Raw genomic sequence first — 24,225 nt, forward strand, 5'->3', positions numbered from 1 at the left:
GCGGTGGCCGTCGCGGACCGCCGCCCCGGCACGCCGTCGGCGCGGATCCGCCGGGCCACCCCCCTGGACGAGGCGACCGCCCGGGAGGCCGCCGGCCCGCTGCTGTCCACGCGCCGCGAGGTGGGCTGGTCCGACGGGGACGTGGTCGCCCGTGAGGTGACCCGGCTGGGCGCGATCGAGCTGGTGGCGCGGCGGCTGGACCGCCCGGACCGGGCGGAGGTGGCGGCGGCGCTGCTGACCGGCCTGCGCCAGGAAGGGCTGGGGTTGCTGCCGTGGACGCCGGCGGCACGAGGGCTGCGCGAGCGGATGGCGTTCTGCCGGCACCACCTCGGCGACGAGTGGCCCGACGTCGGCGACGAGGCGCTGCTCGCGGCCGCGCCGACGTGGCTGGGGCCGGAACTGGCCGCCGCCCGCCGACGCGCCGACCTGAGCCGGGTGGACGTGACCTCGGCGCTACGCCGGCTGCTGCCGTGGGCGCAGGCCGCGCGCCTCGACGAGCTCGCGCCGGAACGCATCGAGGTGCCCAGCGGCTCGCGGATCCGGGTGGACTACGCCGAGCCGGCGGCGCCGGTGCTGGCGGTCAAGCTCCAGGAGACGTTCGGCTGGCCGGCCGCCCCGCGCATCGGCGGCGGCCGGGTGCCGGTGCTGCTGCACCTGCTCTCCCCCGCCGGCCGACCGGTGGCGGTCACCGCGGATCTCGCCTCGTTCTGGCGTACCGGCTACGCGCAGGTCCGCTCGGAGCTGCGCGGTCGCTATCCCCGCCATCCGTGGCCGGAGGACCCGGGCACGGCGACGCCCACCCGGCGTGCCGCGCCGCGTCGGCGCTGAGGAGGGCTACTCCTCGACGACGTCGGCCACCACCACTGTGACGTTGTCCGGCCCGCCGGCGTGCAGCGCCAGGTCGATCAGCTTGCCGGCGCAGGCGGACCGGTCCGGGTAGCCGGTGAGCACCTCCGCCAGGGTGTCCGGGCGGACGACGTTGGAGAGGCCGTCGCTGCACAGCAGCCAGCGGTCGCCGGCCCGGGGCACCATCGTCGCGTACGACGGTGAGACGTCCTCGCCCTGCAACGCCTGGGTGACGACCGCCCGGCGCGGGTGGCTGCTCGCCTGGTCCGCGGTGATGACGCCCTGGTCGACGAGCATCTGGACGAAGGTGTCGTCGCGGGTGACCTGTTTGAGCACACCCTCGCGGAACAGGTAGGCCCGCGAGTCACCGACGTGGGCGAGGGCCAGGCAGCTGCCGGTACGCGCGAAGAGCAGGGCGGTCAGCGTGGTGCCCATGCCCTGGCGCTCGGGGTCGTCGGCGACCGCCTGCCGGATGCGGGCGGTGGCCAGCGCGATGCCGTCCTGCAGGGCCGCCACCAGAGCGTCCTCGGGTGTCTCCACGTCCAGCGGAGCGACCGCGTCGATGGTGAGCGAGCTGGCCAGGTCACCGGCGGCCATTCCGCCCATGCCGTCGGCGACGGCGACGAGCCAGGTGCCGGCGTGCAGGGCGTCCTGGTTTCCGCTGCGGATCAGCCCACGGTCGCTCGTTCCCACGGAACGCAGCTTCAGGGTCATGGGAGGCAGCCTGCCAGGCGAAGGGCGCAGTTGTCTCTAGGAGATCAGGACGACGGGGCGTGGCGCGGTCAATCTCACGTTGCCCGGCCGACGCGACGACGGTGCGCGACCGGACCGGCCGCCCTCGTCGCGCGCCAGAACCCATCCAGTCAGATCAATTGACACGGCGATCCGCCACTGGAAACATCGAGCCGATACTTGGGAGCGCTCCCAGGTTTTGCCGCACCACCGCACACCATCACCGTTCCTCTTCCCGTCCCGGAAGGACTCCCCGTGACGCCATCCCGACGCCGCCTCCTCCTGGCCGCGGCGACCACCCTGGCCCTCACCGGCGCGGGCGCCGGCGCGGCCCACGCCGACCCTCCACCGGACGCCCCCGAGCAGATCGACAACGGCGACTTCAGCGCCGGTGTGAGCCCCTGGTTCTCCTTCGGCACCGGCGCCCTCGCGGTCACCGACGGCCGGCTCTGCACCACAGTCCCCGGCGGGCTGGCCAACCCCTGGGACGCCGGCATCGGCCAGGACGGGGTGCCGCTGATCGCGGGCGCCGAATACACCCTCGGCTTCGCCGTCTCCGCCACCCCCGGCGCGGCGGTCAAGGCCGTGCTGCAGCTCGGCAGCGCCCCGTACACGACGTACGCCGCCGTGGACGCCACCGCGACCGGCACCGCCCAGCGGGTCGAGCAGACCTTCACCGTCCCGGACGACAACCCGAACGCCCAACTGATCTTCCAGGTCGGCGGCAGCGCGCAGGCGCAGACCATCTGCCTGGACGACGTCTCGCTGCGCGGCGGCGAGCCGCCCGCGCCGTACGAGCCGGACACCGGGCCGCGGGTGCGGGTCAACCAGGTCGGCTACCTGCCCGGCGGCCCGAAGAACGCCACAGTGGTCACCGAGGCCACCGCGGCGCTGCCCTGGCAGCTGCGCTCGGCCGCCGGCGCGGTCCTGGCCAGCGGCACGACCACCACGCGCGGCGTCGACGCCGCCTCCGGGCAGAACGTGCAGACCGTCGACTTCTCCAGCTACCGCACGCCCGGCAGCGGGCTGACCCTGACCGTCGACGGCGAGACCAGCCACCCGTTCGACATCTCCGGCACCCTCTACGACCGGCTGCGCGCCGACTCGCTGCAGTTCTTCTACGCCCAGCGCAGCGGCATCGCCATCGACGGTGACCTGATCGGCGACGAGTACGCCCGCCCCGCCGGTCACCTCGGCGTGGCCCCCAACAAGGGCGACACCAACGTGCCCTGCCAGCCCGGCGTCTGCGACTACTCGCTCGACGTGCGCGGCGGCTGGTACGACGCCGGCGACCACGGCAAGTACGTGGTCAACGGCGGCATCGCCACCTACCAGCTGCTCAACACGTTCGAGCGGACCAAGACGGCGGCCACCGCCGACGGCGGCGCGGGGCTGGCCGACGGCTCGCTGCGGGTGCCCGAGCGCGGCAACGGCGTGCCGGACATCCTCGACGAGGCCCGCTGGGAGCTGGAGTTCCTGCTGCGCATGCAGGTGCCGGCCGGCAAGCCCCTCGCCGGCATGGTCCACCACAAGATCCACGACCAGAACTGGACCGGCCTGCCGCTCGCCCCGCAGGACGACCCGCAGCCACGTGAGCTGCACCCGCCGTCGACCGCGGCCACCCTCAACCTGGCCGCCACCGCCGCCCAGTGCGCGCGGCTGTTCGCCCCCTACGACGCGGCGTTCGCCGGCCGCTGCGCCACTGCCGCGAAGACGGCCTACGCCGCCGCCAAGGCCCATCCCGCGGTGTACGCCAGCCCCAACGACGGCACCGGCGGTGGCGCGTACGACGACGGCAACGTCACCGACGAGTTCTACTGGGCAGCCGTCGAGCTGTACCTCAGCACCGGGGAGCAGTCCTACCTGACCGACCTGAGCGCCTCGCCGCACCACACCGGCGACGTGTTCGACCCTCGGGGCTTCGGTTGGCAGAGCGTCGCGGCGCTCGGCCGCCTCGACCTGGCCACCGTGCCGAACGGCCTGCCGGCCGCCGAACTGACCCGGGTCCGCGCCTCGGTCACCGGCGCCGCCGACGCGTACCTGGCCGAGCTGCGCCGGCAGGCGTACGGACTGCCGATGCCCGGTGACGCCGCCAGCTACTTCTGGGGCGGCAACAGCAGCATCATCAACAACGCCATCGTGCTGGCCACCGCCTTCGACCTGACCCGCAACGCCACCTACCGCGACGGCGCCGTCCAGGCGATGGACTACATCCTCGGCCGCAACGCCCTGAACATCTCGTACGTCACCGGCTGGGGCGAGCACAACGCCCAGAACCAGCACAGCCGGATCTTCGGCCACCAGCTCAACCCCGACCTGCCCCGCCCGCCCGACGGCTCCCTCGCCGGTGGCGCGAATGCGGCCCTGCAGGATCCGTTCGCGGCGCAGCTGCTCGCCGGCTGCAAGCCGATGTTCTGCTACGTCGACGACATCAACTCGTACTCGACCAACGAGGTCGCGATCAACTGGAACTCGGCGCTGGCCTGGATCTCTTCGTTCCTGGCCGACCAGGACGAGGCCGGCGCGGTGCCGGCCTCCACCTGCTCGGTGAGCTACGCCAACTACGGCGCCTGGGAGGGTGGCACCGGCTTCACGGGGCAGCTGACCGTGCGCAACACCGGCACCACCGCCGTCAACGGCTGGACCGTACGGTTCGCGTTCACCGGTGACCAGCGCGTCCGGGAGGCATGGCTGGCGAAGGTCACCCAGGCCGGCGCGACGGTGACGGCACGCAACGAGTCGTACAACGCCAAGATCGCCCCCGGCGGCACTGTGACGTTCGGCTTCAACGCCACGACCAACGGCGGCGCCAACCCCAAGCCGGGTCTGGTCACCGTCAACGGAAACCCCTGCTCGCTGTCCTGAGCAGGCACGGCTGGTGGCCGCCCTCCCCCCGGGCGGCCACCAGCTCGGCTGGACCCGCGTACCTACCATCACGAACATGGATGGACGAACGTGGCTCCTGACCGGGGCGGCGGCAGCCGTGGTGCTGGCCGTCCTGGCGCTCTTCGCACTACTGCGCCGTCGCCGGGCCCGGACAGACGGACCCGACGAGACGATGCGCCGAGCCCGCCAGGCGATCCGGGCCAGCGGGCACGAGCAGCGCCGCCAGCGCCGTGGCAGTCTGCGCGGCAAGGGGTACGGCGGCGACGACAACCAGGCCTACAACAGCGGCGTCGCCAGCGACTCCGGCGGCACGCCCTGACACCCGCTTCCACAGTCGATGTGACGGGCAGCGGCATCGGACGGCAGAACGGCCCGCACCCGGCAGGTGCGGGCCGTTTCAGCGTGCCTCAGGGTCTGCGTCTCGCGCCCGGTGCGGTCGGTGCTCACGGCCACCGGACAGCAGACGACTGCGCGGCACGGGCGCGCTGACCCACGGCACGACCCCGGCGCTGCGGCCAGGCGCTGCGGATCGCGCAGGTCGAGCTGCCGGACGCGCTGCGGGTCGTGGCACAAAAGTTGTCGTACACCTGTTCTATTCTCGGTCCATGGTGGAGGAGTTGACGCAGGCCGAGGCGGCGGTCGCCGCGTGCGTCGACGCCCCGGCCTGGGCGCTCACCGAGCCCGACCTCGTCGCGGCACTCGACACCGCCCACCGGCTCGAGCAGCGCTTGGCGGCCGTGCAGCTGGCGCTGGTGCGTGAGCTGGACGGTCGCGGCACGGCCCAGGCCCAGGGCGCGTCCTCGACGGCCGTCTGGTTGCGTGACCGGCTACGACTCACGGTCTCCGCCGCCCGCCGGCTGGTCGACCTCGCCGGCGCGATGGACGCCGGAGCGCCGGGCGTGCGCGCCGCTCTGGCCAGCGGCGACATCAGCGTGGAGCAGGCCCGCGTCATCGACGACACGGTCCGCACCGTGCACAACGCCGCCGGCGCCGAGGCCGCCGACAAGGCCGTCGGCATGCTGGTCGGGTGGGCCGGGCAGTTCGAGCCGACCGTCCTGCGCAAGCTGGGCACGCGGATCCTCGACCACGTCGCCCCGGAAGTCGCCGACGCCGCCGCCCGGGCCGCGTTGGAGGCCGAGGCCCGCCGCTGCGACCGGGACCGGCACGTCACACTGTCCGAGTTGTCGGACGGCCGACTGCGGCTCAGCGGCACCCTGGACGCCGAGGCCGGCGGCCTGCTCCGCGCCGCGATCGACCCGCTGACCGCGCCGTCCGGCCCGGACGACGCGCGCAGTCCCGGGCAACGCCGCCACGACGCGCTCGCCGACCTCTGCCGCCTCACCCTGCGCACCGGCGAGCTACCCGAGCACGGCGGCGAGCCCGCGCAGATCGTCGTCACCACCAGCTTCGACACGCTGGCCCGGCAGCTCGACGCCGGCACCCTCGACACCGGCCCCCGTCTCACCCCGGAGACGGTCCGCCGCCTCGCCTGCGACGCCGCCATCCTGCCCGCCGTCCTCGGCAGCACCAGCCAGACCCTCGACGTCGGCCGACAACGCCGCCTCATCACCGGCCCACTCCGCCGCGCACTCGTCCTGCGCGACCGCGGCTGCGCCTTCCCCGGCTGCGACCGCCCACCCCGCTGGTGCGACGCCCACCACATCCACCACTGGGCCGACGGCGGCAACACCAGCCTGCCCAACGCCGTCCTGCTCTGCGGTCACCACCACCGACACATCCACCACGGCGACTGGACCATCCGCCTCGGCAACGACGGCCACCCCGACTTCATCCCACCGGCCTGGCTCGACCCCGCACAGGTCCCCCGCCGCAACCACTACCACCAGCGGACGTGACCAGAGCCCACCCGGCCAGGCACGAGCCCAACCCCGGAGTTCCTGCCATCGCGTCGGGGCGGTGTGACGGGCGTCGCGTCGTTCGGGACCGCCAACTCCGCGCGGCCTGCCTAGCGTCGCCACCATGACTGTCAACGGCGACACGTTCGAACGGGCCACCGGGAGCAACCGGGCCACGCACCGCGCCCAGGTCACCGACGGCGATCTCGCCACCCCCGGCGACCGGGTCATCGACTTCGCCTCGGCCGTGGTCATCGCGCGCTGATGCGGGGCGTCTCGCCGCTGCCGCCGTCCGGGCGGCTGCGCACCCTCTCCCTCGCGACGTTGGCGAACACCGTCGGCTCGGGACTGTGGCTGACCGGCGCCGCCATCTATCTCACCCGGGACGTGGGGCTCTCGGCCGCTCAGGTGGGCGTCGGGCTCAGCGTCGCGGGGCTGGTCGGTCTGACCGCCAGCGTGCCACTCGGCGGTCTGGCCGACCGACGTGACCCGCGTACGCTGCGGGCCGTCCTCCAGGTGCTCCAGGCGGTCGTCGCGGCAACGTACCTGCTGGTCGGCTCGTTTGCGGTGTTCCTCGTCGTCGCGGTGCTCGACCTGCTCCTGGCCTCGGGCAACCTCGCGGTCCGCGCCGCGCTGGTCGCCGCCGTCGCCGGCCCGCAGGGCCGGGTGCACGCCTTCGCCACGCTACGGGCGGTGGCGAACCTGGGCATCGGGGTCGGGGCGGGTCTGGCCGGGTTCGCGCTGGCCGCCGACACGCACCTGGCGTACCAGATCCTGGTGGCCGGCAACGCCGCCACCTATCTGGTGTCGGCGGCGCTGCTGTTGCGGCTGCCGGCCTGTCCCCCAACCGCGCAGCGCCGGGCCGCGCCGGCCCCGACCGAGCAGCCCTCGTCCGCGCTGGCCCCCACCGCGCAGCCCTCGACCGCGCGGCCCTCGGTGCCGGCCTCGACCGAGCAGCCATCGACCGCGCCGGCCTCGACCATGCCGGCCCCGACCGCGCTCGCCCCGACCGAGGCGGCCCCGACCGCGCTGGCCCCGACGGCCGCTGCCCGCCGTGGGCGGCCGCTGCGTGACGGCCGTTTCCTCGCGGTGAGCGGCGCGTCGGCGGTGCTCGCCCTGCATCAGACGATCCTCACGCTGGTGGTGCCGCTCTGGGCGGTGACAGTGGTCGGAGCATCCCGCCGGTCGTGTCGGCGGTGCTGCTGACGAACACGGCGCTCACCGTCCTGCTGGCGGTGCGGTTGAGCCGGGGCGCGGACACCGCCGCTCCCGCGGCGCGGACGATGCGCCGGGCCGGCCTGGTGCTGGCCGCCGCGATGCTGCTGTACGCGGCCACGGCCCGCCTGCCCACCACTGCGGCCGTCGCACTGCTGCTGATCGCCACCGTCGTCTACACCGCCGGTGACCTGTGGCACTCCGCTGGCGGAGCGGGACTCGCCTACGATCTCGCTCCGCCGGACGCGGTGGGCGCCTACCAGGGAGCGGACGGCATGCTGGCCGGTCTGGCCCGTGCCGTCGGCCCGGCCCTGTTGACGCTCGTGGTGCTCGACGGCGGGATGCCCGGCTGGGTGGCCGTCGGTGCGCTCTTCGCCGCGGTGGGTCTGGCCAGCCCCGCGCTCACCCGCTGGGCCCTCGCCGGCCGCCCCGCGACGCCGGGCCCGGCAACGACGGACCGCGCTGGCCGGGTAAGCGGTGGCCAGCCTCCCGGCCGCCGCGACGCCGTGCCGGACCAGCCGGTGAACGATGCCGGCCGCCCCGCAACGCCGTCCCGGACCAGCCGGTGAACGATGCCGGCCGGTCCTGCGATGGGCAGGACCGGCCGGTCAACGGCGTTCGGGATCGGTCAGCCGATCTCCTCGTCAACGAAGCACCAGCGCCAGGCCTCGCCCGGCTGCGCCGAGCGGATCACCGGGTGGCCGGTGGACGCGAAGTGCTTGCTCGCGTGCTGGTTCGGCGACGAGTCGCAGCAGCCGACCTGGCCGCAGCTCAGGCAGGTACGCAGGTGCACCCAGTAGGTGTCGCCGCTGGCGACGCAGTCGGCGCACTCGTCGGGGGTGCGCGGCTCGGCCGTGCCGGCCTCGGTCAGGTGCTGACAACTCACTGCTCGACCTCCTGCCGCAGCAACGACTCTTCCAGGTCCAGGTCACGATAGGCCCGCACCAGCACCTCCTCAGGAATTCGACCGGCGTCCCGGGCGGCCCGGAACACGTCCCGCTCGGCGTCGATCATCTCTTGTCGCAGCCGACCGTACGCCTGCGACGGGGTTTCCCGCTCGTCGCCGCCGAGCCGTTCCCAGGCCATGTTGGTGCGGTCCTCCTGCACCCGGCGCAGCCGATCCACCACGGACCCCGGTGCGCTCTCGGCCAGCTCCTCCAACCGGTCCCGTGCGGCCCGGCTGGCCTGCTGCTGCACTCCGGCGGCCGACAACGCGTCCTGCACCGGGTCGTCCTGCGGGAGCTTCAACCGTCGGGCGACCAGCGGCAGCGTCGCGCCCTGACCGACCAGGGTGACCACGATCACCGCGAAGGCCAACCAGATGAACAGGGCCCGGGGGTACGCCTCGTCGTCGGCCAGGGTCAGCGGGAGGGCCAGGGCGGCGGCGAGCGTCACCACGCCCCGCATTCCGGCCCAGCCGATGATGATCGGGACCTTCGGTGACGGGGCCGCATCCCGGCGGCGGATCCGGGGGACCAACCGGGCCAGGTAGGTGGCGGGGAAGAGCCAGACGAAGCGGGTCAGGAAGACGGTGGCGAGCACCCCGAAGGTGATCAGGACGAGTGAGCCAGTGGGCTCGTCGAGCTCGCGCAGCACCTCCCGCAGTTGCAGTCCGACCAGGAGGAAGACCAGTCCTTCCAGCAGGAACCGGACCAGCCGCCAGAACGCGCCGACCTGCAACCGGGACGCCGCCGACAGCAGTTGCGGCAGTTTGTGCCCGAGCACCAGACCGGTGACGACCACCGCGACCACGCCGGAGGCGTGCAGGTGCTCGGCGCTGAACACCACAGCGAACGGGATGATCAACGACAGGGCGTTGTCCAGCAGCGGGTCGCTGATCCGCCGGTGCAGGAAGCCGAACACCAGCGCCCCGAGCGCCCCGATCAGGATGCCGCCGCCGGTGGACCGCAGCACTTCGAGGGCGATCCTTTCGGTGCCGACGGCCGTGCCGATGGAGGCCATTGTCGCGACCCGCAGCAGCACCAGCGCGGTGGCGTCGTTGACCAGGCTCTCCCCCTCCAGGATCGTGACCACCCGGCGGGGCAGGCCGACGCGGCGGGCGACGGCCGTGGCGGCCACGGCGTCCGGCGGTGCGACCACCGCGCCGAGGGCCAGGCAGATCGCGAACGGGACCTGCGGCAGCAGCAGGTGCAGCACGACGCCCACCGCGAACGCGGTGAACAGCACCAGGCCCACGGCGAGCAGCAGGATCGGCCGGATGTTGTTCTTGAACGCCGGCACCGACGTGTCCAGCGCGGCGACGTACAGCAGCGGCGGCAGGATGCCGATCAGCACCAGCTCCGGTTCGAGCTCGATGTGCGGGAAGCCCGGCACGAACGAGAGCGCCAGGCCGAGCACGACCAGCACGATCGGCGCGAGCAGGCCGAGCCGGCGGGCCAGCGCCGCGCCGAGGGTGGCGATCGCCAGAAAGACGACGACCGGAAACAGGCTTTCCATGGGGTACGAGCCTAGGGGTCGGGCGAGCGACGCCCGATCAGCCCGCCGAGCGCAGCTTGGGCAGCACCTCCGCGCCGAACGCGTCGATGAACCCGCGCTGCTCCTGCCCCACGTGGTGCAGGGCGATCTGGTCGAAGCCGAGCGCCGCGTACTCCTGGAGCCAGCCCACGTGCCGGCCGAGGTCGGCGGAGATGTTCACCACCTGGGCGATCCGCTCGGGCGGCACGTCGGCCGAGACCACGTCGAAGTGTTCGACGGTCTCCAGGTCCCAGCAGACCGGAGGGGTGAAGACGTTGCTGCGCCACTGGTCGTACGCGAGCGCCTCGGCCTGCGCCTGCTCCGGCGCCCAGGAGACGTGCACCTGCAGGTGCAGTGGACCGCGCCCGCCGGCGTCCCGGTACGCGTCGATCATCTCGCGCAGGTGCTCCACCGGCGCGTTCACGGTGATCAGTCCGTCGGCCCACTCGGCGCACCAGCGGGCGGTGGCCACGCTGACGGCCGCGCCGACCAGCGCGGGCGGCTCTTCGGGGCGGGTCCACAGGCGGGCCCGGTCCACCCGGACCAGACCGTCGTGGCTGACCTCCTCGCCGGCCAGCAGTGCCCGGATCACGTCCACGCACTCGCGCAGCCGGGCGGCGCGGACGTCCTTGCGCGGCCACGGGTCGCCGGTGATGTGTTCGTTGCTGGCCTCGCCGGTGCCGAGGGCCGCCCAGAACCGGCCCGGGTACATCGCGCCGAGGGTGCCGATCGCCTGCGCGATGATCGCCGGGTGGTAGCGCTGACCGGGAGCGTTGACCACGCCGAACGACATGCCGGTGGCCTGCAACGCGGCGCCCAGCCAGGACCAGGCGAAGCCGGACTCACCCTGCCGGGTGCTCCACGGGGAGAAGTGGTCGGAGCACATGGCGGCGTCGAAGCCGGCCCGCTCGGCGTGCATCACCGCCTCCAGCAGGGCGCGGGGTGGGATCTGCTCGTGGGAGGCGTGGAATCCGAACGACGTCATGGGCGCACTTCCTACCCATGACGCCGTCAGGTGATGCGTACCGCGCGGGAAGCTACTCGGCGTGCGCGCCGGCACCGGCCGACGCGGCTCCCTCACCCACCCAGACCGTCTTGATGTTGCAGAACTCCCGCATGCCCAGCTCGGACAGCTCCCGGCCGTAGCCGGAGTTCTTCACGCCACCGAACGGCAGCTCCGGGTAGGAGGTGGTCATCCCGTTGATGAAGACGTTGCCGGCGTCCAGGTCGGTGGCGAAGCGCTCCTGCTCGGCCGCGTCCCGCGTCCAGGCGTTCGACCCGAGGCCGAAGCTGGTGCCGTTGGCCACCTCGATCGCCTCGGCGTACGAGGACACCCGGTACAGGCCGGCGACCGGCCCGAAGACCTCCTCGGACCACATCCGCATCTGCGGGGTGAGGTCGGTGACCACCGTCGGCGGGTAGAACCACCCGTCGCCGGCGGGCACCTCGCCGCCGCAGAGCACCGTCGCGCCGTTGTCCGCCGCGTCGCGCACCTGCGCGTGCACCTCGTCGCGACCGCGTTCGCTGGCCAGCGGACCCACGTCGGTGCCCGGCTCCATGGGGTCGCCGACGCGCAGCGCGGCCATGTTGGCGGCGAACTTCTCGGCGAACGCGTCGAAGACGTCGGTGTGCACGATGAACCGCTTGGCGGCGATGCAGGACTGGCCGTTGTTCTGGCAGCGGGCCGTGGTGGCGACCTCGGCGGCGGCGTCGATGTCGGCCGAGGGCATCACCACGAACGGGTCGCTGCCGCCCAGCTCCAGCACTGTCTTCTTCAGCTCCCGGCCGGCGATCTGGGCGATGGAACGCCCGGCCGCCTCGCTGCCGGTGAGAGTGGCGGCGCGGACCCGGGGGTCGGCGAGGATCCGCTCGACGGCGTCCGAGCCCACCAGCACTGTGGTGAACGCCCCCTCGGGGAAGCCTGCGCGACGGAACACGTCCTCCAGCAGCAGCGCCGTCTGCGGCACGTTCGAGGCGTGCTTGAGCAGGCCGGTGTTGCCGGCCATCAGCGCCGGCGCGGCGAAGCGCATCACCTGCCACAGCGGGAAGTTCCACGGCATCACCGCGAGCACCACGCCGATCGGCTGGTAGCGGATGAACGCCCGGGTCGCCTTCACGGCGGCGGCGTCGGCCGGTTGGTCGGCGAGGAACGCGGGCGCCTTGTCGGCGTAGAAGCGGGCGGCGGTGGCGCACTTGGTCACCTCGGCCTGCGCCGCGACGTACGTCTTGCCCATCTCCGTGGTCATGATCCGGGCGATCTCGTCGCGCTCGGCGTCCAGCAGGTCGGCGGCGGCGTTCATCCACCGGGCGCGCTGGTCGACGCCTGTGCCGCGCAGCTGCTGGTACGCGAGGTCGGTGCGCTCGATGGCGGCGTCGAGCTGTTCGGTGGACATCGCCTCGTAGGTCTTGAGCACCTGTCCGGTGGCGGGGTTGGTGGTGGCGATGTGGGGCATCTCGTCCTCCTGTCACTCGAACAGCGAGTGTCGTACGCCTGGCTCCTCGCGGCGGCGAGCGGCGCGGCGGCGCTGGATCACGATCAGGTCGACCACGGCGACGACTGCGAAGATCGCGCAGAGCACGCCGAGCCAGGCGAGCCCCGCCCAGAACGCCAGCACCGCGAACAGCACCATGATCACCAACCCGAAGCCGGCGAGGGTGAGCCGGAGGTTCAGCGCGCTGTACGCGTGGCCGACCGTGCCACGGGCACGCCGGGGCTGCGATCTCGTCATACCTCCTGACCTACCCCCGATCGGCGCCGTTAACCGGCAGCCATCGTCCGCGCTGGTGGCGCTTATAGCACTCCCGCCGCTCGTTCGACGGCACTCGGCCGCATACCCGACAGCAACTTCCCGCCCGACCACGTCCAGCGCATACAGTTACCGCGCTGTCGCTCTGTGCTGCTAGACGGGGGATGTCATGCCTCGACGCTGGGTTGCCGCCCTGGCCTGTCTCGCCGCGCTTGTGGCGCTGGCCTGCGAGGGGGGCACGTCGGCCTCCCCCCGTCCGACGAAGAGCGCACCGTCGTCCAGCGGGCCTGGCGGCATCGCCGCGCTCGGCGACTCGATCAGCACCGGCTTCGCCTCCTGCCTGGTGCTCACCTCCTGCGAGCGCAACTCCTGGTCGACCGGGGACGGCCTGCGGGTGCAGAGCCACTACCGGCGGCTGCTCGACCAGAATTCCGCGATCCGCGGCAAGGCGTACAACCACGCCCGGCCCGGCGCGCGCGCCGACGCCCTCGAAGGCCAGGCGCAGGCGGCCGTACGCGACCGGGCCGACTACATCACCGTGCTGATCGGCGCCAACGACATCTGCCGGGGCGGGGTGGACGCGATGACCCCGGTGACGCAGTTCCGGGCCGACGTCGACAGGGGTCTGCGGGTGCTGCGGACCGGCCGGCCGAAGGCCCGGGTGCTGGTGGTGAGCATCCCCGACCTCTACCGGCTCTGGGAGGTCGGGCACGGCGACGCGCGGGCGGCACGCGCGTGGCGGCGGGGCATCTGCCCGGCGCTGCTGGCCAACGCGACGTCGACGGCGCCCGCCGACAAGGCCCGCCGCGCCGCCGTGCGAGCCCGGATCGACGCGTACAACGCGCAGTTGGTGGCGGCCTGCCGGGCGTACGGCTCGCGCTGCCGGCACGACGGGGGCGCGGCGCACAAGGTCCGCTTCACCCTGGGCCTGCTCAACCCGCTGGACTGGTTCCACCCCAACGCCACAGGTCAGGGCCGGCTGGCCGAGGTGACCTGGCGCTCGTCCGGCCTGGCCGACTGAACCACCCGAGGATGGTTCAGGAGCGGCGAGGCTCCGGGACGGCGGTGCCGCGCCGGCCGTAGAGCGCCCGGGAGCGCTCGGCCAGGTCCTTGGTCGCGGACGAGTTGGCCCACGTGCCGAGCACTATCGCCGCCCCCGGGACGATCTTGGCGACGAGTCGCTTGGCCGCCCGGACGCCGGCCATCTGGGCCAGCCGGACGCCGAGCTGCAACATCACCCGCCCGAGCGGGCGCTGGCCGCCCAGGCCGAAGAGCGCGTCGGCGCGTTCCCGGCCGGCGGCCACCCCGAGCGCCAGGCGGGCGCTCTCGGCGACCTTGTGCACCCGCTGGAGCACGAGCAGGTCGGTGGCCCGGTCGCTGTGCAGCGGGTCGACGTCGTACGCGGCGGCGATGTGCAGGACCATGCGCGCCTGGGTCCAGGCCAGCACGCCGACGTCGAGGACGGCCCCTGGCAGCCCGGCCGCTCCGGAGACCGCCCCGGACAGGCGAGCCAGGTTGACGAACTTGCGGGCCGCCTGGTCGGCAAGGACGTCGGACGAGACACCGGGGTGCTCGCTGCGGACGCGGGCGGCCCACTGCGCGGCCTCCGGCCCGAGCCGGCGCACCGCCTCCAGGGCGAGGTGCTCCGGGGCGTACTGCGGATCGTCGCGCATCCGGTCCCAGAGTCGGGCCGGCGGCCCCTCGGGCACGGCCACCGGCACGGCCGGCAGGCCTGCCGACGGCTCGGGCGTGGACGGGGCGGGCTGACCGCCGGCGGGCGGGGTGTCGGTCACCGGGTCTCCCCAGGGGTGGGTACGGGCAGGACGGCCGGTGGCGCGGTCAGCGGCGGCGGTTGGACAGTCGCGCCGCCAACCCCTTGAGCTTCTGCTGGTTGTCGGGCTTGGCCAGCTCGCGCCGACCCCGGTCCACCAGCTGCTGACCCTTGGGCGATCTCAGGAAGGTGCTGATCCGCTGCATCAAAGACATAACGTCCTCCTGTCGGTGATCCCTCAGTCATGTGTACCCCGAACCCGCAACGGATGTACCCGGGACGCGACAGGCTCAACCCTCACCGTCCACTGTGGTCGGTAGGCTACCGCCCGGCCGGCACGATGGCGTCGACGACCCGGGTGGCCCGCCACTCGTGCTGCTGGTAGTGCTCGGGGTACGCGGAGACCTGCACCGCCTGCGCGGCGTCGGTGAGCCGCATCTGCTGCCAGCCGGGCACCTGCTCCAGCGCGCTGAGGAACTGCCGGGTGGCGAACTCGGGGTCCATCAGCCGGCCGACCGGGCCCCAGCCGCTGCTGGAGCGCTGCTGGAACAGGCCGACCGAGTCGTGGTCCCAGCCGACGCCCTGGTGCGGGTAGTTCTGCGACTCCGGCAGCACGCCGCTGGCGACGTTGTAGAGGTTGCTCTCCTGCATGGCTGTCGCCACCGCGATGACCAGGCCACGGCGCGGGACGCCCATCTTGCGTCCGGTGTTGACGATCGCCTCGGCGTTCTCCATCTGGTCGTCGCTCAGGCCGACGACCGGCGCCGGGTCGGTCGGCCGCGCCGAGGCGGCCTTGCGGGCACGCGCGGTGGTGTCCGGGTCGGCGGAGGTAGCCGAGGCGGACGGGGTGGCGGAGGGGGTGGCGGCACGGTCGAGAGAGCGGGAAGCGCTCTGCTGCTCGGCGCGCTGCGCCAGCTCGGTGCTGCTGTCGGCCCGCGTCGCCGCGCCGGCGGTCTCGTCGCGGACCTGTGCGACGGCGGTCAGACCGAGGCAGCAGACCACGCCGGTGGCGAGGGCCACCTGGGCGCGGCGTCGACCGGTCAGGTCGCGGGCGTACGCCCGAAGCCGACTCGCGGCGGTTGTCCGTTCGGCTGAGGTGCCTTCCTCCGTTTCGGTAGTGGGGCTGCTCGGGGCGTACGGGTCGTCGAGGGTGCCGTCGTCACGCATCAACCGAGGCTAGGCAGGCGGAAACCCCGATCACGCACAGTGATCACGTGGCCCTCGCCACAGAATCAGGGTCTCCGGGTGGACGAGCGGGGCGGCTCGACCCGCCCGGGGAACGGACCTCGCGTACCGGAGAAAACCGGCGCGGCACGTGGGCCGGCACGGACGGCGACAGGGACGGACATCGGGCCGCGAGGACCGACATGATCGACAAACTCGGCCTTTGGGCCGAACCGCCCATCGGCCGAACGACGTAATCGGGTGGTTCGTCCGATCACGCCCAGCCGACGGTCGACGGATCGCCCGACGCAGGAATGCGCCAGGATGGCGGGTACGTTGCCCGAATCGGGTGCCGTCCACCGTGTCGGCATCCGCGTAGGCACATTTCAGGGAGGTCCGCACCGGTGCTCGACCCACACGAGCTCTATCAGCTCACCGACGATCTGCCCGACCTCGGGCAACCGGTCCTGGTCCAGGCCCTGACCGGGTTCGTGGACGCCGGCAACGCCAGCCGGCTGGCCCGCGAGCAGCTGCTCACGTCGCTCGAGGGCCGGCCGATCGCCACCTTCGACGTGGACCAGCTCTTCGACTACCGCTCCCGGCGACCGGTGATGACCTTCGTCGAGGACCACTGGGAGAGCTTCGACGCCCCCAAGCTGGAGCTGCACCTGCTGAACGACGACGACGAGACACCCTTTCTGCTGCTCACCGGCCCCGAACCGGACCTGCAGTGGGAGCGGTTCACCGCCGCCGTCGCGGGGCTCGCCGCCCGCTTGGACGTACGGCTCACCGTCGGGCTCAACTCGATCCCGATGGCGGTGCCGCACACCCGGCCGACCGGCGTGACCGCCCACGCCACCCGCCCGGAGTTGATCAGCGGGTACGAGCCCTGGCTGCAACGGGTCCAGGTGCCCGGCAGCGTCGGTCACCTGCTGGAGTTCCGCCTCGGCCAGCAGGGCCGCGACGCGCTCGGGTTCGCCGCGCACGTGCCGCACTACGTGGCGCAGACCGAGTACCCGGCCGCCGCCGAGGTGCTCCTGAGCGCGGTGTCGCGCAGCACGGGGCTGCTGCTGCCGGGCGACGGGCTGCGCTCGGCCGCCGAGGTGGTCCGGGTGGAGATTGACCGGCAGGTCGCCCAGACCGAGGACGCCGCAGCCCTCGTCCAGGCCCTGGAGGAGCAGTACGACGCGTTCGCCCGCGGTCGCGGCGAGCGGAACCTGCTCGCCCCCGACGCCGGCCCGCTGCCCACCGCCGACGAGCTCGGCGCGGAGCTGGAACGGTTCCTGGCCGAACAGACCCGTCCCGGCGACACCCCGGGCAGCTGACCCGGCGACACGGCAGCGGATGCGGCAGGGTGGAGACATGCGCCTGGCGACCTGGAACGTGAACTCGGTGAAGGCCCGGCTGCCCCGGCTGTTGGAGTGGCTGGCCGGCACCGGGCCCGACGTCGTCTGCCTGCAGGAGACGAAGTGCCCGGACGGCGCCTTCCCGGTGGCCGAGGTGGGCGAGCTGGGCTACACCGTGGCCAGCCACAGCGACGGCCGCTGGAACGGGGTGGCGATCCTGTCCCGGGTCGGCCTGGACGACGTCCGCGTCGGCTTCGCGGCTGAGCCGGGCTTTCCCGCACCGGAGGCCCGCGCGATCTCCGCCACCTGCGACGGGCTGCGGGTCTGGTCGGTGTACGTGCCCAACGGCCGCACACCGGACGACCCGCACTACGCGTACAAGCTGGCCTGGTTCGCGGCGCTGCGCGACGCGTTGGAGGCGGAGCTGGCCGGCGGCCCGCCGCTGGCCGTGTGCGGCGATTTCAACGTCGCACCGACCGACGCCGACGTCTGGGACCCGGCGGTGTTCACCCACTCCACGCACGTCACCCCGGCCGAGCGGGCCGCCCTGGCCGCGCTGCGCGACCTCGGGCTCAGCGACGTGGTGCCGACCCCGATGAAGGGGCCACACCCGTTCACCTACTGGGACTACCGCGCCGGGATGTTCCACCAGAACAAGGGCATGCGGATCGACCTGGTGTACGCCTCGGCCCCGTTCACGCGGGCGGTCCGCTCGGCGTACGTGGACCGGGAGGCCCGCAAGGGCAAGGGCCCGTCCGATCACGCCCCGATCGTGGTCGACGCCGATCTGGTCCCCGCCGTCGAGGCGTTCTGAGCGCCGGCGCTGGCTAGGGTGGGCAGATGGCAGTCGTGAAGATCAACGCAATCGAGGTTCCGCCGGGCGCGGGCGCCGAGTTGGAGAAGCGGTTCGCGGCCCGGGCGGGCGCGGTGGAGAACTCCCCCGGCTTCCTCGGCTTCGAACTGCTCCGCCCGGTGGCCGGGGAGACCCGCTACTTCGTCTACACGAGGTGGGAGAGCGAGGAGGCGTACCAGGCCTGGGCCTCCGGCCCCTCCCGCGAGGCCCACGCCGCCGCCCCCGGCGACAAGCCCCGCCCGCCGGTGTCCAGCGGCGCCAGCCTCCTGGAATTCGAGGTCGCCCTGCACGTCCCTGCGCCCTGACCCACCTGCCGACGATCCTGGGCTCGTCGGAACCCCGCCCGGGCGGTGACCTGCGCTGATAGCGTCCGGCCATGTTCGACGGGTTCGAAGAGTTCGACATCCCCACGTCCGGCGCGACGATCCACGGACGCCGGGGCGGCAGCGGGCCACCCGTGCTGCTCCTGCACGGCATCCCGGAGACGCACCTCATGTGGCACACGGTGGCGCCCCGGCTCGCCGAGCACTTCACGGTCGTCGCCACCGACCTGCGCGGCTGGGGAGACAGCGGCACACCGCCGAGCACCGCCGATCACGAGCCGTACACCATGCGCGCCATCGCCCGTGACCAGATCGAGGTGATGCGGCACCTGGGTCATGACCGGTTCCACCTGGTCGGCCATGATCGCGGGGCCCGGTGCGCGTACCGTCTCGCGCTGGACGAACCGGACGCCGTCACCCGGCTGGCGGTCATGGACGTCGTGCCGGTCGGGGACGTCTACAACCGCGCCGACAAGGCGTTCAGCCTCTCCTACTGGGTCTGGTCCTTCCTGGCGGCGCCGGCGCCGGTGCCCGAGCAGTTCATCGGCGCGGCGCCCGCCGTGCTCGTCGACTACATGCTCGGCACCTGGCCCAAGGTGAAGGACGCCTTCCCGGCCGAGGTGCGGGCGGCGTACGTCAGGCAGTTCAGCGACCCTGACACCGTCCACGCGATCTGCGAGGAGTTCCGCGCTGCCGCGACGCTGGACTACCAGCAGGACGAGGCGGACCGCGGCAACCGGAAGATCCGGTGCCCGCTGCTGTTCCTCTGGAGCCAGGAGGGTCAGGTCGCGAAGCTCTACGACGACCCGATCGCGATCTGGCGGGAGTGGGCCGACGACGTACGCGGCGGGCCGGTGCCGGTCGGGCACTTCATCCCGGAGGAGGCCCCCGACGAGACGGTTCGCCAGCTCCTGGACTTCCTGCGCTGACGCGGCCCGTACTGCTTGATCCACTCGGGTTCGGCGAAACCGGTCTGTCCGGGTCGGCCGGACACCGCGACTTCAAGGATTCCGAGTCGATCAAGCGCCAGGGGTTCGTCCGAGCAGGCGGGCGGGCGGGCCGGGTCCGTCTCACGGCTTGCGCGACGACTGGAGGGTGGCGAAGGCGATCACGTTGTCGGCGTAGCCGGTGCGACCGCCGATGAACTGGCCGCCACAGGTGATCAGCCGCAGGCCGGCGGGGCCGTCGTGGCCGTAGATCCGCTCGGCGGGCAGCCGGTCCTTCGGGAAGTGCTCGACGGTGTCGACCTTGAACACCACAGTCGACCGGTCCGCCCGGGCCACCTCGATCAGGTCACCGGGCTTGAGCTTGCCCAGGTCATAGAAGACCGACGGGCCGCTCTTGGTGTCCACGTGGCCGACGATGACCGCCGGACCGGGCTCGCCGGGGGTCGGCCCACGGTCGTACCAGCCGGTCTCGTTGTGCCGTTCCAACGGCGGTACGGCGATGGTGCCGTCCCGCGCCTGCCCGACGGGCGCCACCGGCGCCTCCACCTTGATCGCCGGGACGGTAAGCCGCACCGGGCGGCTGGCCGACAACCCGACCGTCTCGCTGCGCGGTGGGCGGTCACCGCCCGCCGGGGTCCAGTCGAGCGGGCCGACCGAGCGGCCCAGCCCCGCCCCGGTGGCGAAGACCCCCGCCAGCACCAGCACCACAGCCAGCGGCACCGACCAGGGGCTACGGCCCGACGGACGGCTGCGCCGAGGAGCGACGGCGGTCGGCGGCCGGCTCGCGACCGGTGGTCTTTCGGAGGCCCGCTCTGCGCCGTCGGGCGACCACGAACCGGCAGGTGGACGGGAGCCCGGGGGCGGGCGGGAGCCGGCGGGGGGTGGCGTGGGGCGGAAGATCTCCATGGCGGGCTCAGCGGCGCGCGACGCCACGGACGGCGCGGGGCCGACGCATTGCCACCACGGCGAGGATCAGCCCGGTGATGGTGAGCGCCGCACCGCCGGGCAACAGCAGCTTGCCGGTCATCCCCCCGGAGGTGCCGCCGAAGCCGGTGGCCGGGCCCCGGCTGGGCTGGGGGGACGGCACCTTCTTGACCACCTGGAGCATCGTCGACGCGGTCTCGCCGTCGCGGCACTCCAACTTGACCCGGTAGTTGCCGGGGCGGGTCCGCTCGCGCACCATCGGCGCGGCGGTGAGCACGCCGCGCTGCGGTTGCACGCCGACCGCGCCGAACGCGTCGGAGACGACTGTGGCGCCCACCGAGTTGTCCCGACAGCTGGCGCGGATGCCGACCAGGTAACCGGGCTGCACCGTGCTGGGACTCACCTCGACGAAGACGTCCACCGGGCCGGGCTGCGGTGCGCCCCCGGGTTGGCTCTCGGGCTGACCCCCGGGCGCCGCCGCGGCGAACACGAGCGGGCCGGCGACGGGCACGAGACCGGCGGAGACGAGGGCAGCCGGCGCGGCGAGCACCGACGCGGCGGCCACGGGACCGCCGGCAGCGGGTGCGGCGTGTGCGGGGGCGGCGGCCAGCAGGGGGCCGGCGAGCACGGTCACCACCGACAGGGTCACGCCGCCGCGGGTCACTGCCACGATGCCCCCTCTCGACGCCGTAGGACCGCGCCGGGCAGCGGACCGCCCGGCCTGCCGTACCAGATCGATCCTCTCATTACCTGTCGCACATCACATCCGATCCGCGGACGACGTCGCGTACCCTCGAACCGCTGTGACCACCACCGACCCTGACCCCGCCGCCGTCCCGCCCGCGGGCCGGACGATCCGCACCTTCCACCCCCGACGGGGCCGGATGAGCGGCCGCCAGACCGAAGCGCTGGAGCGGCTCTGGTCGACCTACGGCCGGGACGTGTCGGGCGAGCCCGTCGACCTGACCGCCCTGTTCGGCCGCCGGGCCCCGGTGGTGCTGGAGATCGGCTCGGGGATGGGCGACAGCACCGCCGCGATGGCCGCCGCCGACCCGGATCGAGATTATCTGGCGGTCGAGGTGCACACGCCGGGAATCGCGAACCTGCTCGACCTGGTGGACCGCGATGGCCTCGGCAACGTACGGGTGGCCCAGGGCGACGCGTTGGAGCTGGTCAGCGGCCTGCCCGAGGGTGTCCTGGACGCCGTACACATCTTCTTTCCCGACCCCTGGCCCAAGGCCCGCCACCACAAGCGGCGGATCATCCAGCCGGCGCACGTGGCGCTGCTGCGCTCCCGGCTGGTTCCCGGCGGGACGCTGCACTGCGCGACCGACTGGGCCGAGTACGCCGAGGCGATGCGGGAGACCCTGGACGCCGACCCGGAGCTGGTCGACGCGTACGGCGGCTTCGCGCCGCGTCCGGCGCACCGCCCGGTGACGAAGTTCGAGCGGCGGGCGATCACCGCGGGGCGGCCGGTCGCCGACCTGATCTACCGCCGACGGTGACGGGCCGGCCCGGACGGGTGCCCGCCGGAGGTCGGGTTGGCGCGCGGGGGCATGATCCAGGCACCATGGACGGGATATGACGCTCACCGCCGCGCTGCCGACAAGCGCCGACCCCGACACCCTCTTCGACGCGTTCGCCAGTTGGGCGAAGGAGCGCGGCCTCGACCTCTACCCCCATCAGGAGGAGGCGGTCATCGAGATCGTCTCCGGCGCCAACCTGATCATGAACACGCCCACCGGCTCGGGTAAGAGCCTGGTGGCGATCGCGGCGCACTTCGCGGCGCTCGCGGACAGCCGGACGACCTTCTACACCGCGCCGATCAAGGCCCTGGTGTCGGAGAAGTTCTTCGCGCTCTGCGAGGTCTTCGGCGCCGAGAACGTCGGCATGCTCACCGGCGACGCCAGCGTCAACGCCGACGCGCCGATCATCTGCTGCACCGCGGAGATCCTGGCCAACCTGGCGCTGCGCGAGGGCGCCAAGGCCGACGTCGGCCAGGTGATCATGGATGAGTTCCACTTCTACGCCGAGCCCGACCGGGGCTGGGCCTGGCAGGTGCCGATCATCGAGCTGCCGCAGGCCCAGTTCGTCCTGATGTCCGCCACCCTCGGGGACACCACCCGGTTCGTCGACGACCTGACCCGACGCACCGGTCGGCCGACAGCCGTCGTGCGCTCGGCGGAGCGGCCGGTCCCGCTGATCTTCTCGTACGCGATGACGCCGCTGCACGAGACGCTCGAGGAGCTGCTGGAGACCAAGCAGGCCCCGGTGTACGTCGTGCACTTCACCCAGGCCGCCGCGCTGGAACGCGCCCAGGCGCTGATGAGCGTGAACGTCTGCACCCGCGCCGAGAAGGACATGATCGCCCAGGCGATCGGCGGCTTCCGGTTCACCTCCGGCTTCGGCAAGACGCTGTCCCGGTTGGTCCGGCACGGCATCGGCGTGCACCACGCCGGCATGCTGCCCAAGTACCGCAGGCTCGTGGAGACCCTCGCCCAGGCCGGCCTGCTCAAGGTCATCTGCGGCACCGACACTCTCGGCGTCGGCATCAACGTGCCGATCCGCACCGTGCTGTTCACCGGCCTGTCCAAGTACGACGGGGTGCGCACCCGACTGCTCAAGAACCGCGAGTTCCACCAGATCGCCGGGCGGGCCGGCCGGGCCGGCTACGACACCATCGGCCGGGTCGTGGTGCAGGCTCCCGAGCACGTCATCGACAACGAGAAGGCGCTCGCCAAGGCCGGCGACGACCCCAAGAAGCGCCGCAAGGTCGTCCGCAAGAAGCCGCCGGAGGGCTCGATCGGCTGGGGTCAGCCCACCTTCGACCGCCTCGTCGACGCCGAGCCGGAGCCGCTGACCTCCAGCTTCCAGGTCAGCCACTCGATGCTGCTCAACGTCATCGGCCGCCCCGGGGACGCCTTCACGGCGATGCGGCACCTGCTCACCGACAACCACGAGGAGCCGGCCGCCCAGCGCCGGCACATCCGCCGGGCCATCGCCATCTACCGGGCGCTGCGCGCCGGCGGGGTGGTCGAGGAGCTGCCCGAGCCGGACGAGACGGGCCGGCGGATCCGCCTCACCGTCGACCTCCAGCTCGACTTCGCCCTCAACCAGCCGCTCTCCCCCCTCGCCCTGGCCACCATCGAGCTGCTCGACGCCGAGTCGCCGTCGTACGCGCTCGACGTGCTCAGCGTGATCGAATCGATCCTCGACGACCCCCGGCAGATCCTCTCCGCACAGCAGTTCAAGGCCCGCGGCGAGGCCGTCGCCGCGATGAAGGCCGAGGGAATCGAGTACGAGGCACGCCTCGAACTGCTCGACGAGGTGACCCACCCGAAGCCCCTGGCGGAGCTGCTGGAGGCCGCGTACGAGATGTACCGGCAGGGCCACCCGTGGGTCGCCGACCACCAGCTCTCCCCCAAGGCCGTGGTCCGCGACATGTACGAGCGGGCCATGACCTTCACCGAGTACGTGCAGTTCTACGGGCTGACCCGTTCCGAGGGGCTGGTCCTGCGCTATCTGGCCGACGCGTACAAGACGCTGCGCCAGACCGTGCCCGAGGACGCCAAGACCGAGGAGCTGATCGACCTCATCGAGTGGTTGGGCGAGCTGGTCCGCCAGGTCGACTCCAGCCTGATCGACGAGTGGGAGCGGCTGCGCAACCCGTCCGACGTGGCCGAGGTGGCCCAGGCGCACGCCTCGCTGAGCGACCGGCCACCCGCGGTGACCCGCAACGCGCGGGCGTTCCGGGTGCTGGTGCGCAACGCGCTGTTCCGCCGCGTCGAGCTGGCCGCGCTGCGCCGCTGGGACCTGCTCGCCGAGCTGGACGCCGAGGACGGCTGGGACTACGACGCGTGGGCCGACGCCCTCGCGCCGTACTTCGAGGCGTACGACTCGATAGGCGTCGGGCCGGACGCCCGCGGCCCGGCGCTGCTGATGATCGAGCGGGGCCGGGAGCGGTGGACCGTCCGGCAGATCTTCGACGACCCGGACGGCGACCACGACTGGGGTATCAGCGCGGAGATCGACCTCGTCGCCTCGGACGAGGTCGGGGCGGCTGTCGTCCGGATCACGGACGTCGGCCAGCTCTAGCCACCGTCTCGACAGGGGGTCGTCCGCACGCCGGGCGGCCCCCTT

The 24,225-nt window shown here is 73.0% G+C and carries 23 protein-coding genes and 1 pseudogene; 13 read left to right on the forward strand and 11 right to left on the reverse strand.

Annotated features, from left to right (window positions below; translation table 11 throughout):
- Positions 1-828, forward strand: an 828-nt coding sequence (locus B0E54_RS22365; protein WP_305076142.1) for an ATP-dependent helicase C-terminal domain-containing protein, incomplete at its 5' end; no start/stop codon positions are given.
- Positions 829-834: 6 nt separating this feature from the next.
- On the opposite strand, the gene B0E54_RS22370 is transcribed toward B0E54_RS22365, so the two are convergent.
- Positions 835-1,560: a PP2C family serine/threonine-protein phosphatase gene (locus B0E54_RS22370; protein ID WP_234587811.1), complete on the reverse strand. Its 726-nt coding sequence runs from the start codon at positions 1,558-1,560 to the stop codon at positions 835-837.
- A gap of 273 nt (positions 1,561-1,833) precedes the next feature.
- Here B0E54_RS22370 and B0E54_RS22375 point away from each other — a divergent pair, with 273 nt between their 5' ends.
- The 5 genes and pseudogenes from B0E54_RS22375 to B0E54_RS32930 all read left to right on the forward strand — a co-directional run bounded on the left by B0E54_RS22375 (position 1,834) and on the right by B0E54_RS32930 (position 8,104).
- Positions 1,834-4,443, forward strand: a complete 2,610-nt coding sequence (locus B0E54_RS22375; RefSeq protein ID WP_234587812.1) for a glycoside hydrolase family 9 protein — start codon at positions 1,834-1,836, stop codon at positions 4,441-4,443.
- A gap of 76 nt (positions 4,444-4,519) precedes the next feature.
- Positions 4,520-4,783, forward strand: coding sequence for a hypothetical protein (locus B0E54_RS22380; protein ID WP_234587813.1), 264 nt, complete (start codon positions 4,520-4,522; stop codon positions 4,781-4,783).
- Between the two features lie 286 nt (positions 4,784-5,069).
- Positions 5,070-6,320 (forward strand): HNH endonuclease signature motif containing protein, encoded by a 1,251-nt coding sequence (locus B0E54_RS22385; protein ID WP_234587814.1) that lies wholly within the window; start codon positions 5,070-5,072, stop codon positions 6,318-6,320.
- Positions 6,321-6,444: 124 nt separating this feature from the next.
- Entirely contained in the window at positions 6,445-6,585 is a 141-nt protein-coding gene (locus B0E54_RS22390; protein WP_234587815.1) for a hypothetical protein, read from the forward strand.
- Positions 6,585-8,104, forward strand: a pseudogene (locus B0E54_RS32930) (MFS transporter). Before B0E54_RS22390 ends, B0E54_RS32930 begins: the two are co-directional and overlap by 1 nt.
- A gap of 59 nt (positions 8,105-8,163) precedes the next feature.
- Here the strand turns inward: B0E54_RS32930 and B0E54_RS22400 are convergent.
- From B0E54_RS22400 to B0E54_RS22420, 5 genes are read right to left on the reverse strand one after another with little or no spacing between them, the layout of a single operon-like run.
- Entirely contained in the window at positions 8,164-8,421 is a 258-nt protein-coding gene (locus B0E54_RS22400; RefSeq protein ID WP_234587817.1) for a UBP-type zinc finger domain-containing protein, read from the reverse strand.
- Positions 8,418-9,992 carry a Na+/H+ antiporter gene (locus tag B0E54_RS22405; protein ID WP_234587819.1) on the reverse strand — a complete coding sequence of 525 codons (1,575 nt, stop codon included), beginning with the start codon at positions 9,990-9,992 and terminating at the stop codon, positions 8,418-8,420. The genes B0E54_RS22400 and B0E54_RS22405 overlap by 4 nt, the downstream gene beginning before the upstream one ends.
- 37 nt (positions 9,993-10,029) lie before the next feature.
- On the reverse strand, positions 10,030-10,995 hold the full coding sequence (locus B0E54_RS22410) for a TIGR03885 family FMN-dependent LLM class oxidoreductase (protein WP_234587821.1): 966 nt from the start codon (positions 10,993-10,995) through the stop codon (positions 10,030-10,032).
- A gap of 52 nt (positions 10,996-11,047) precedes the next feature.
- Positions 11,048-12,463, reverse strand: coding sequence for an NADP-dependent succinic semialdehyde dehydrogenase (locus B0E54_RS22415; protein ID WP_234587823.1), 1,416 nt, complete (start codon positions 12,461-12,463; stop codon positions 11,048-11,050).
- Between the two features lie 12 nt (positions 12,464-12,475).
- The gene (locus tag B0E54_RS22420) at positions 12,476-12,739 is read right to left on the reverse strand and encodes a DUF6343 family protein (RefSeq protein ID WP_234587826.1); all 264 of its coding nucleotides are present in this window, start codon (positions 12,737-12,739) and stop codon (positions 12,476-12,478) included.
- Between the two features lie 187 nt (positions 12,740-12,926).
- On the opposite strand from B0E54_RS22420, the gene B0E54_RS22425 reads away from it, so the two are divergent.
- Positions 12,927-13,778 (forward strand): GDSL-type esterase/lipase family protein, encoded by an 852-nt coding sequence (locus B0E54_RS22425; protein WP_234587828.1) that lies wholly within the window; start codon positions 12,927-12,929, stop codon positions 13,776-13,778.
- Between the two features lie 16 nt (positions 13,779-13,794).
- On the opposite strand, the gene B0E54_RS22430 is transcribed toward B0E54_RS22425, so the two are convergent.
- From B0E54_RS22430 to B0E54_RS22440, 3 genes are all read right to left on the reverse strand, one after another.
- Entirely contained in the window at positions 13,795-14,550 is a 756-nt protein-coding gene (locus B0E54_RS22430) for an EcsC family protein (protein ID WP_234587831.1), read from the reverse strand.
- Between the two features lie 46 nt (positions 14,551-14,596).
- Positions 14,597-14,743, reverse strand: coding sequence for a hypothetical protein (locus B0E54_RS22435; RefSeq protein WP_007457988.1), 147 nt, complete (start codon positions 14,741-14,743; stop codon positions 14,597-14,599).
- 106 nt (positions 14,744-14,849) lie between these two features.
- Entirely contained in the window at positions 14,850-15,695 is an 846-nt protein-coding gene (locus tag B0E54_RS22440; protein ID WP_234587833.1) for a peptidase M23, read from the reverse strand.
- A gap of 401 nt (positions 15,696-16,096) precedes the next feature.
- Here B0E54_RS22440 and B0E54_RS22445 point away from each other — a divergent pair, with 401 nt between their 5' ends.
- From B0E54_RS22445 to B0E54_RS22460, 4 genes are all read left to right on the forward strand, one after another.
- Positions 16,097-17,017, forward strand: coding sequence for a proteasome assembly chaperone family protein (locus tag B0E54_RS22445; protein ID WP_234587836.1), 921 nt, complete (start codon positions 16,097-16,099; stop codon positions 17,015-17,017).
- A gap of 37 nt (positions 17,018-17,054) precedes the next feature.
- A complete protein-coding gene (locus B0E54_RS22450) occupies positions 17,055-17,852 on the forward strand; it encodes an exodeoxyribonuclease III (RefSeq protein ID WP_234587838.1) in 798 nt (265 codons plus the stop codon).
- A gap of 26 nt (positions 17,853-17,878) precedes the next feature.
- Positions 17,879-18,196 carry an antibiotic biosynthesis monooxygenase gene (locus B0E54_RS22455; RefSeq protein ID WP_234587840.1) on the forward strand — a complete coding sequence of 106 codons (318 nt, stop codon included), beginning with the start codon at positions 17,879-17,881 and terminating at the stop codon, positions 18,194-18,196.
- A 71-nt stretch (positions 18,197-18,267) separates the two neighbouring features.
- Complete coding sequence (locus tag B0E54_RS22460) at positions 18,268-19,143, forward strand: alpha/beta fold hydrolase (RefSeq protein ID WP_234587842.1); 876 nt, start codon at positions 18,268-18,270, stop codon at positions 19,141-19,143.
- Positions 19,144-19,284: 141 nt separating this feature from the next.
- Here B0E54_RS22460 and B0E54_RS22465 read toward each other — a convergent pair whose 3' ends face one another.
- Together B0E54_RS22465 and B0E54_RS22470 are read right to left on the reverse strand one after the other, a co-directional pair.
- On the reverse strand, positions 19,285-19,881 hold the full coding sequence (locus B0E54_RS22465; protein WP_374109301.1) for a class F sortase: 597 nt from the start codon (positions 19,879-19,881) through the stop codon (positions 19,285-19,287).
- A 193-nt stretch (positions 19,882-20,074) separates the two neighbouring features.
- Positions 20,075-20,758: a hypothetical protein gene (locus B0E54_RS22470; RefSeq protein ID WP_234587876.1), complete on the reverse strand. Its 684-nt coding sequence runs from the start codon at positions 20,756-20,758 to the stop codon at positions 20,075-20,077.
- 130 nt (positions 20,759-20,888) lie between these two features.
- Between B0E54_RS22470 and trmB the strand changes: the two genes are divergently transcribed.
- Together trmB and B0E54_RS22480 are read left to right on the forward strand one after the other, a co-directional pair.
- Positions 20,889-21,590 carry a tRNA (guanosine(46)-N7)-methyltransferase TrmB gene (trmB, locus tag B0E54_RS22475; RefSeq protein WP_234587846.1) on the forward strand — a complete coding sequence of 234 codons (702 nt, stop codon included), beginning with the start codon at positions 20,889-20,891 and terminating at the stop codon, positions 21,588-21,590.
- A 76-nt stretch (positions 21,591-21,666) separates the two neighbouring features.
- A complete protein-coding gene (locus tag B0E54_RS22480) occupies positions 21,667-24,180 on the forward strand; it encodes an RNA helicase (protein WP_234587848.1) in 2,514 nt (837 codons plus the stop codon).
- The last annotated feature ends 45 nt before the right edge of the window (positions 24,181-24,225 follow it).

The organism is Micromonospora sp. MH99, from assembly GCF_021442385.1.
Taxonomy (GTDB): Bacteria; Actinomycetota; Actinomycetes; order Mycobacteriales; family Micromonosporaceae; genus Micromonospora.

Excerpts from the sequence above, each read along its gene's own strand:
- B0E54_RS22370 (WP_234587811.1), bottom strand. The coding sequence starts at position 1,560 with ATGACCCTGAAGCTGCGTTCCGTGGGAACGAGCGACCGTGGGCTGATC.
- B0E54_RS22380 (WP_234587813.1), top strand. The coding sequence starts at position 4,520 with ATGGATGGACGAACGTGGCTCCTGACCGGGGCGGCGGCAGCCGTGGTG.
- B0E54_RS22385 (WP_234587814.1), top strand. The coding sequence starts at position 5,070 with ATGGTGGAGGAGTTGACGCAGGCCGAGGCGGCGGTCGCCGCGTGCGTC.
- B0E54_RS22390 (WP_234587815.1), top strand. The coding sequence starts at position 6,445 with ATGACTGTCAACGGCGACACGTTCGAACGGGCCACCGGGAGCAACCGG.
- B0E54_RS22405 (WP_234587819.1), bottom strand. The coding sequence starts at position 9,992 with ATGGAAAGCCTGTTTCCGGTCGTCGTCTTTCTGGCGATCGCCACCCTC.
- B0E54_RS22410 (WP_234587821.1), bottom strand. The coding sequence starts at position 10,995 with ATGACGTCGTTCGGATTCCACGCCTCCCACGAGCAGATCCCACCCCGC.
- B0E54_RS22415 (WP_234587823.1), bottom strand. The coding sequence starts at position 12,463 with ATGCCCCACATCGCCACCACCAACCCCGCCACCGGACAGGTGCTCAAG.
- B0E54_RS22420 (WP_234587826.1), bottom strand. The coding sequence starts at position 12,739 with ATGACGAGATCGCAGCCCCGGCGTGCCCGTGGCACGGTCGGCCACGCG.
- B0E54_RS22425 (WP_234587828.1), top strand. The coding sequence starts at position 12,927 with ATGCCTCGACGCTGGGTTGCCGCCCTGGCCTGTCTCGCCGCGCTTGTG.
- B0E54_RS22435 (WP_007457988.1), bottom strand. The coding sequence starts at position 14,743 with ATGTCTTTGATGCAGCGGATCAGCACCTTCCTGAGATCGCCCAAGGGT.
- B0E54_RS22440 (WP_234587833.1), bottom strand. The coding sequence starts at position 15,695 with ATGCGTGACGACGGCACCCTCGACGACCCGTACGCCCCGAGCAGCCCC.
- B0E54_RS22450 (WP_234587838.1), top strand. The coding sequence starts at position 17,055 with ATGCGCCTGGCGACCTGGAACGTGAACTCGGTGAAGGCCCGGCTGCCC.
- B0E54_RS22455 (WP_234587840.1), top strand. The coding sequence starts at position 17,879 with ATGGCAGTCGTGAAGATCAACGCAATCGAGGTTCCGCCGGGCGCGGGC.
- B0E54_RS22460 (WP_234587842.1), top strand. The coding sequence starts at position 18,268 with ATGTTCGACGGGTTCGAAGAGTTCGACATCCCCACGTCCGGCGCGACG.
- B0E54_RS22480 (WP_234587848.1), top strand. The coding sequence starts at position 21,667 with ATGACGCTCACCGCCGCGCTGCCGACAAGCGCCGACCCCGACACCCTC.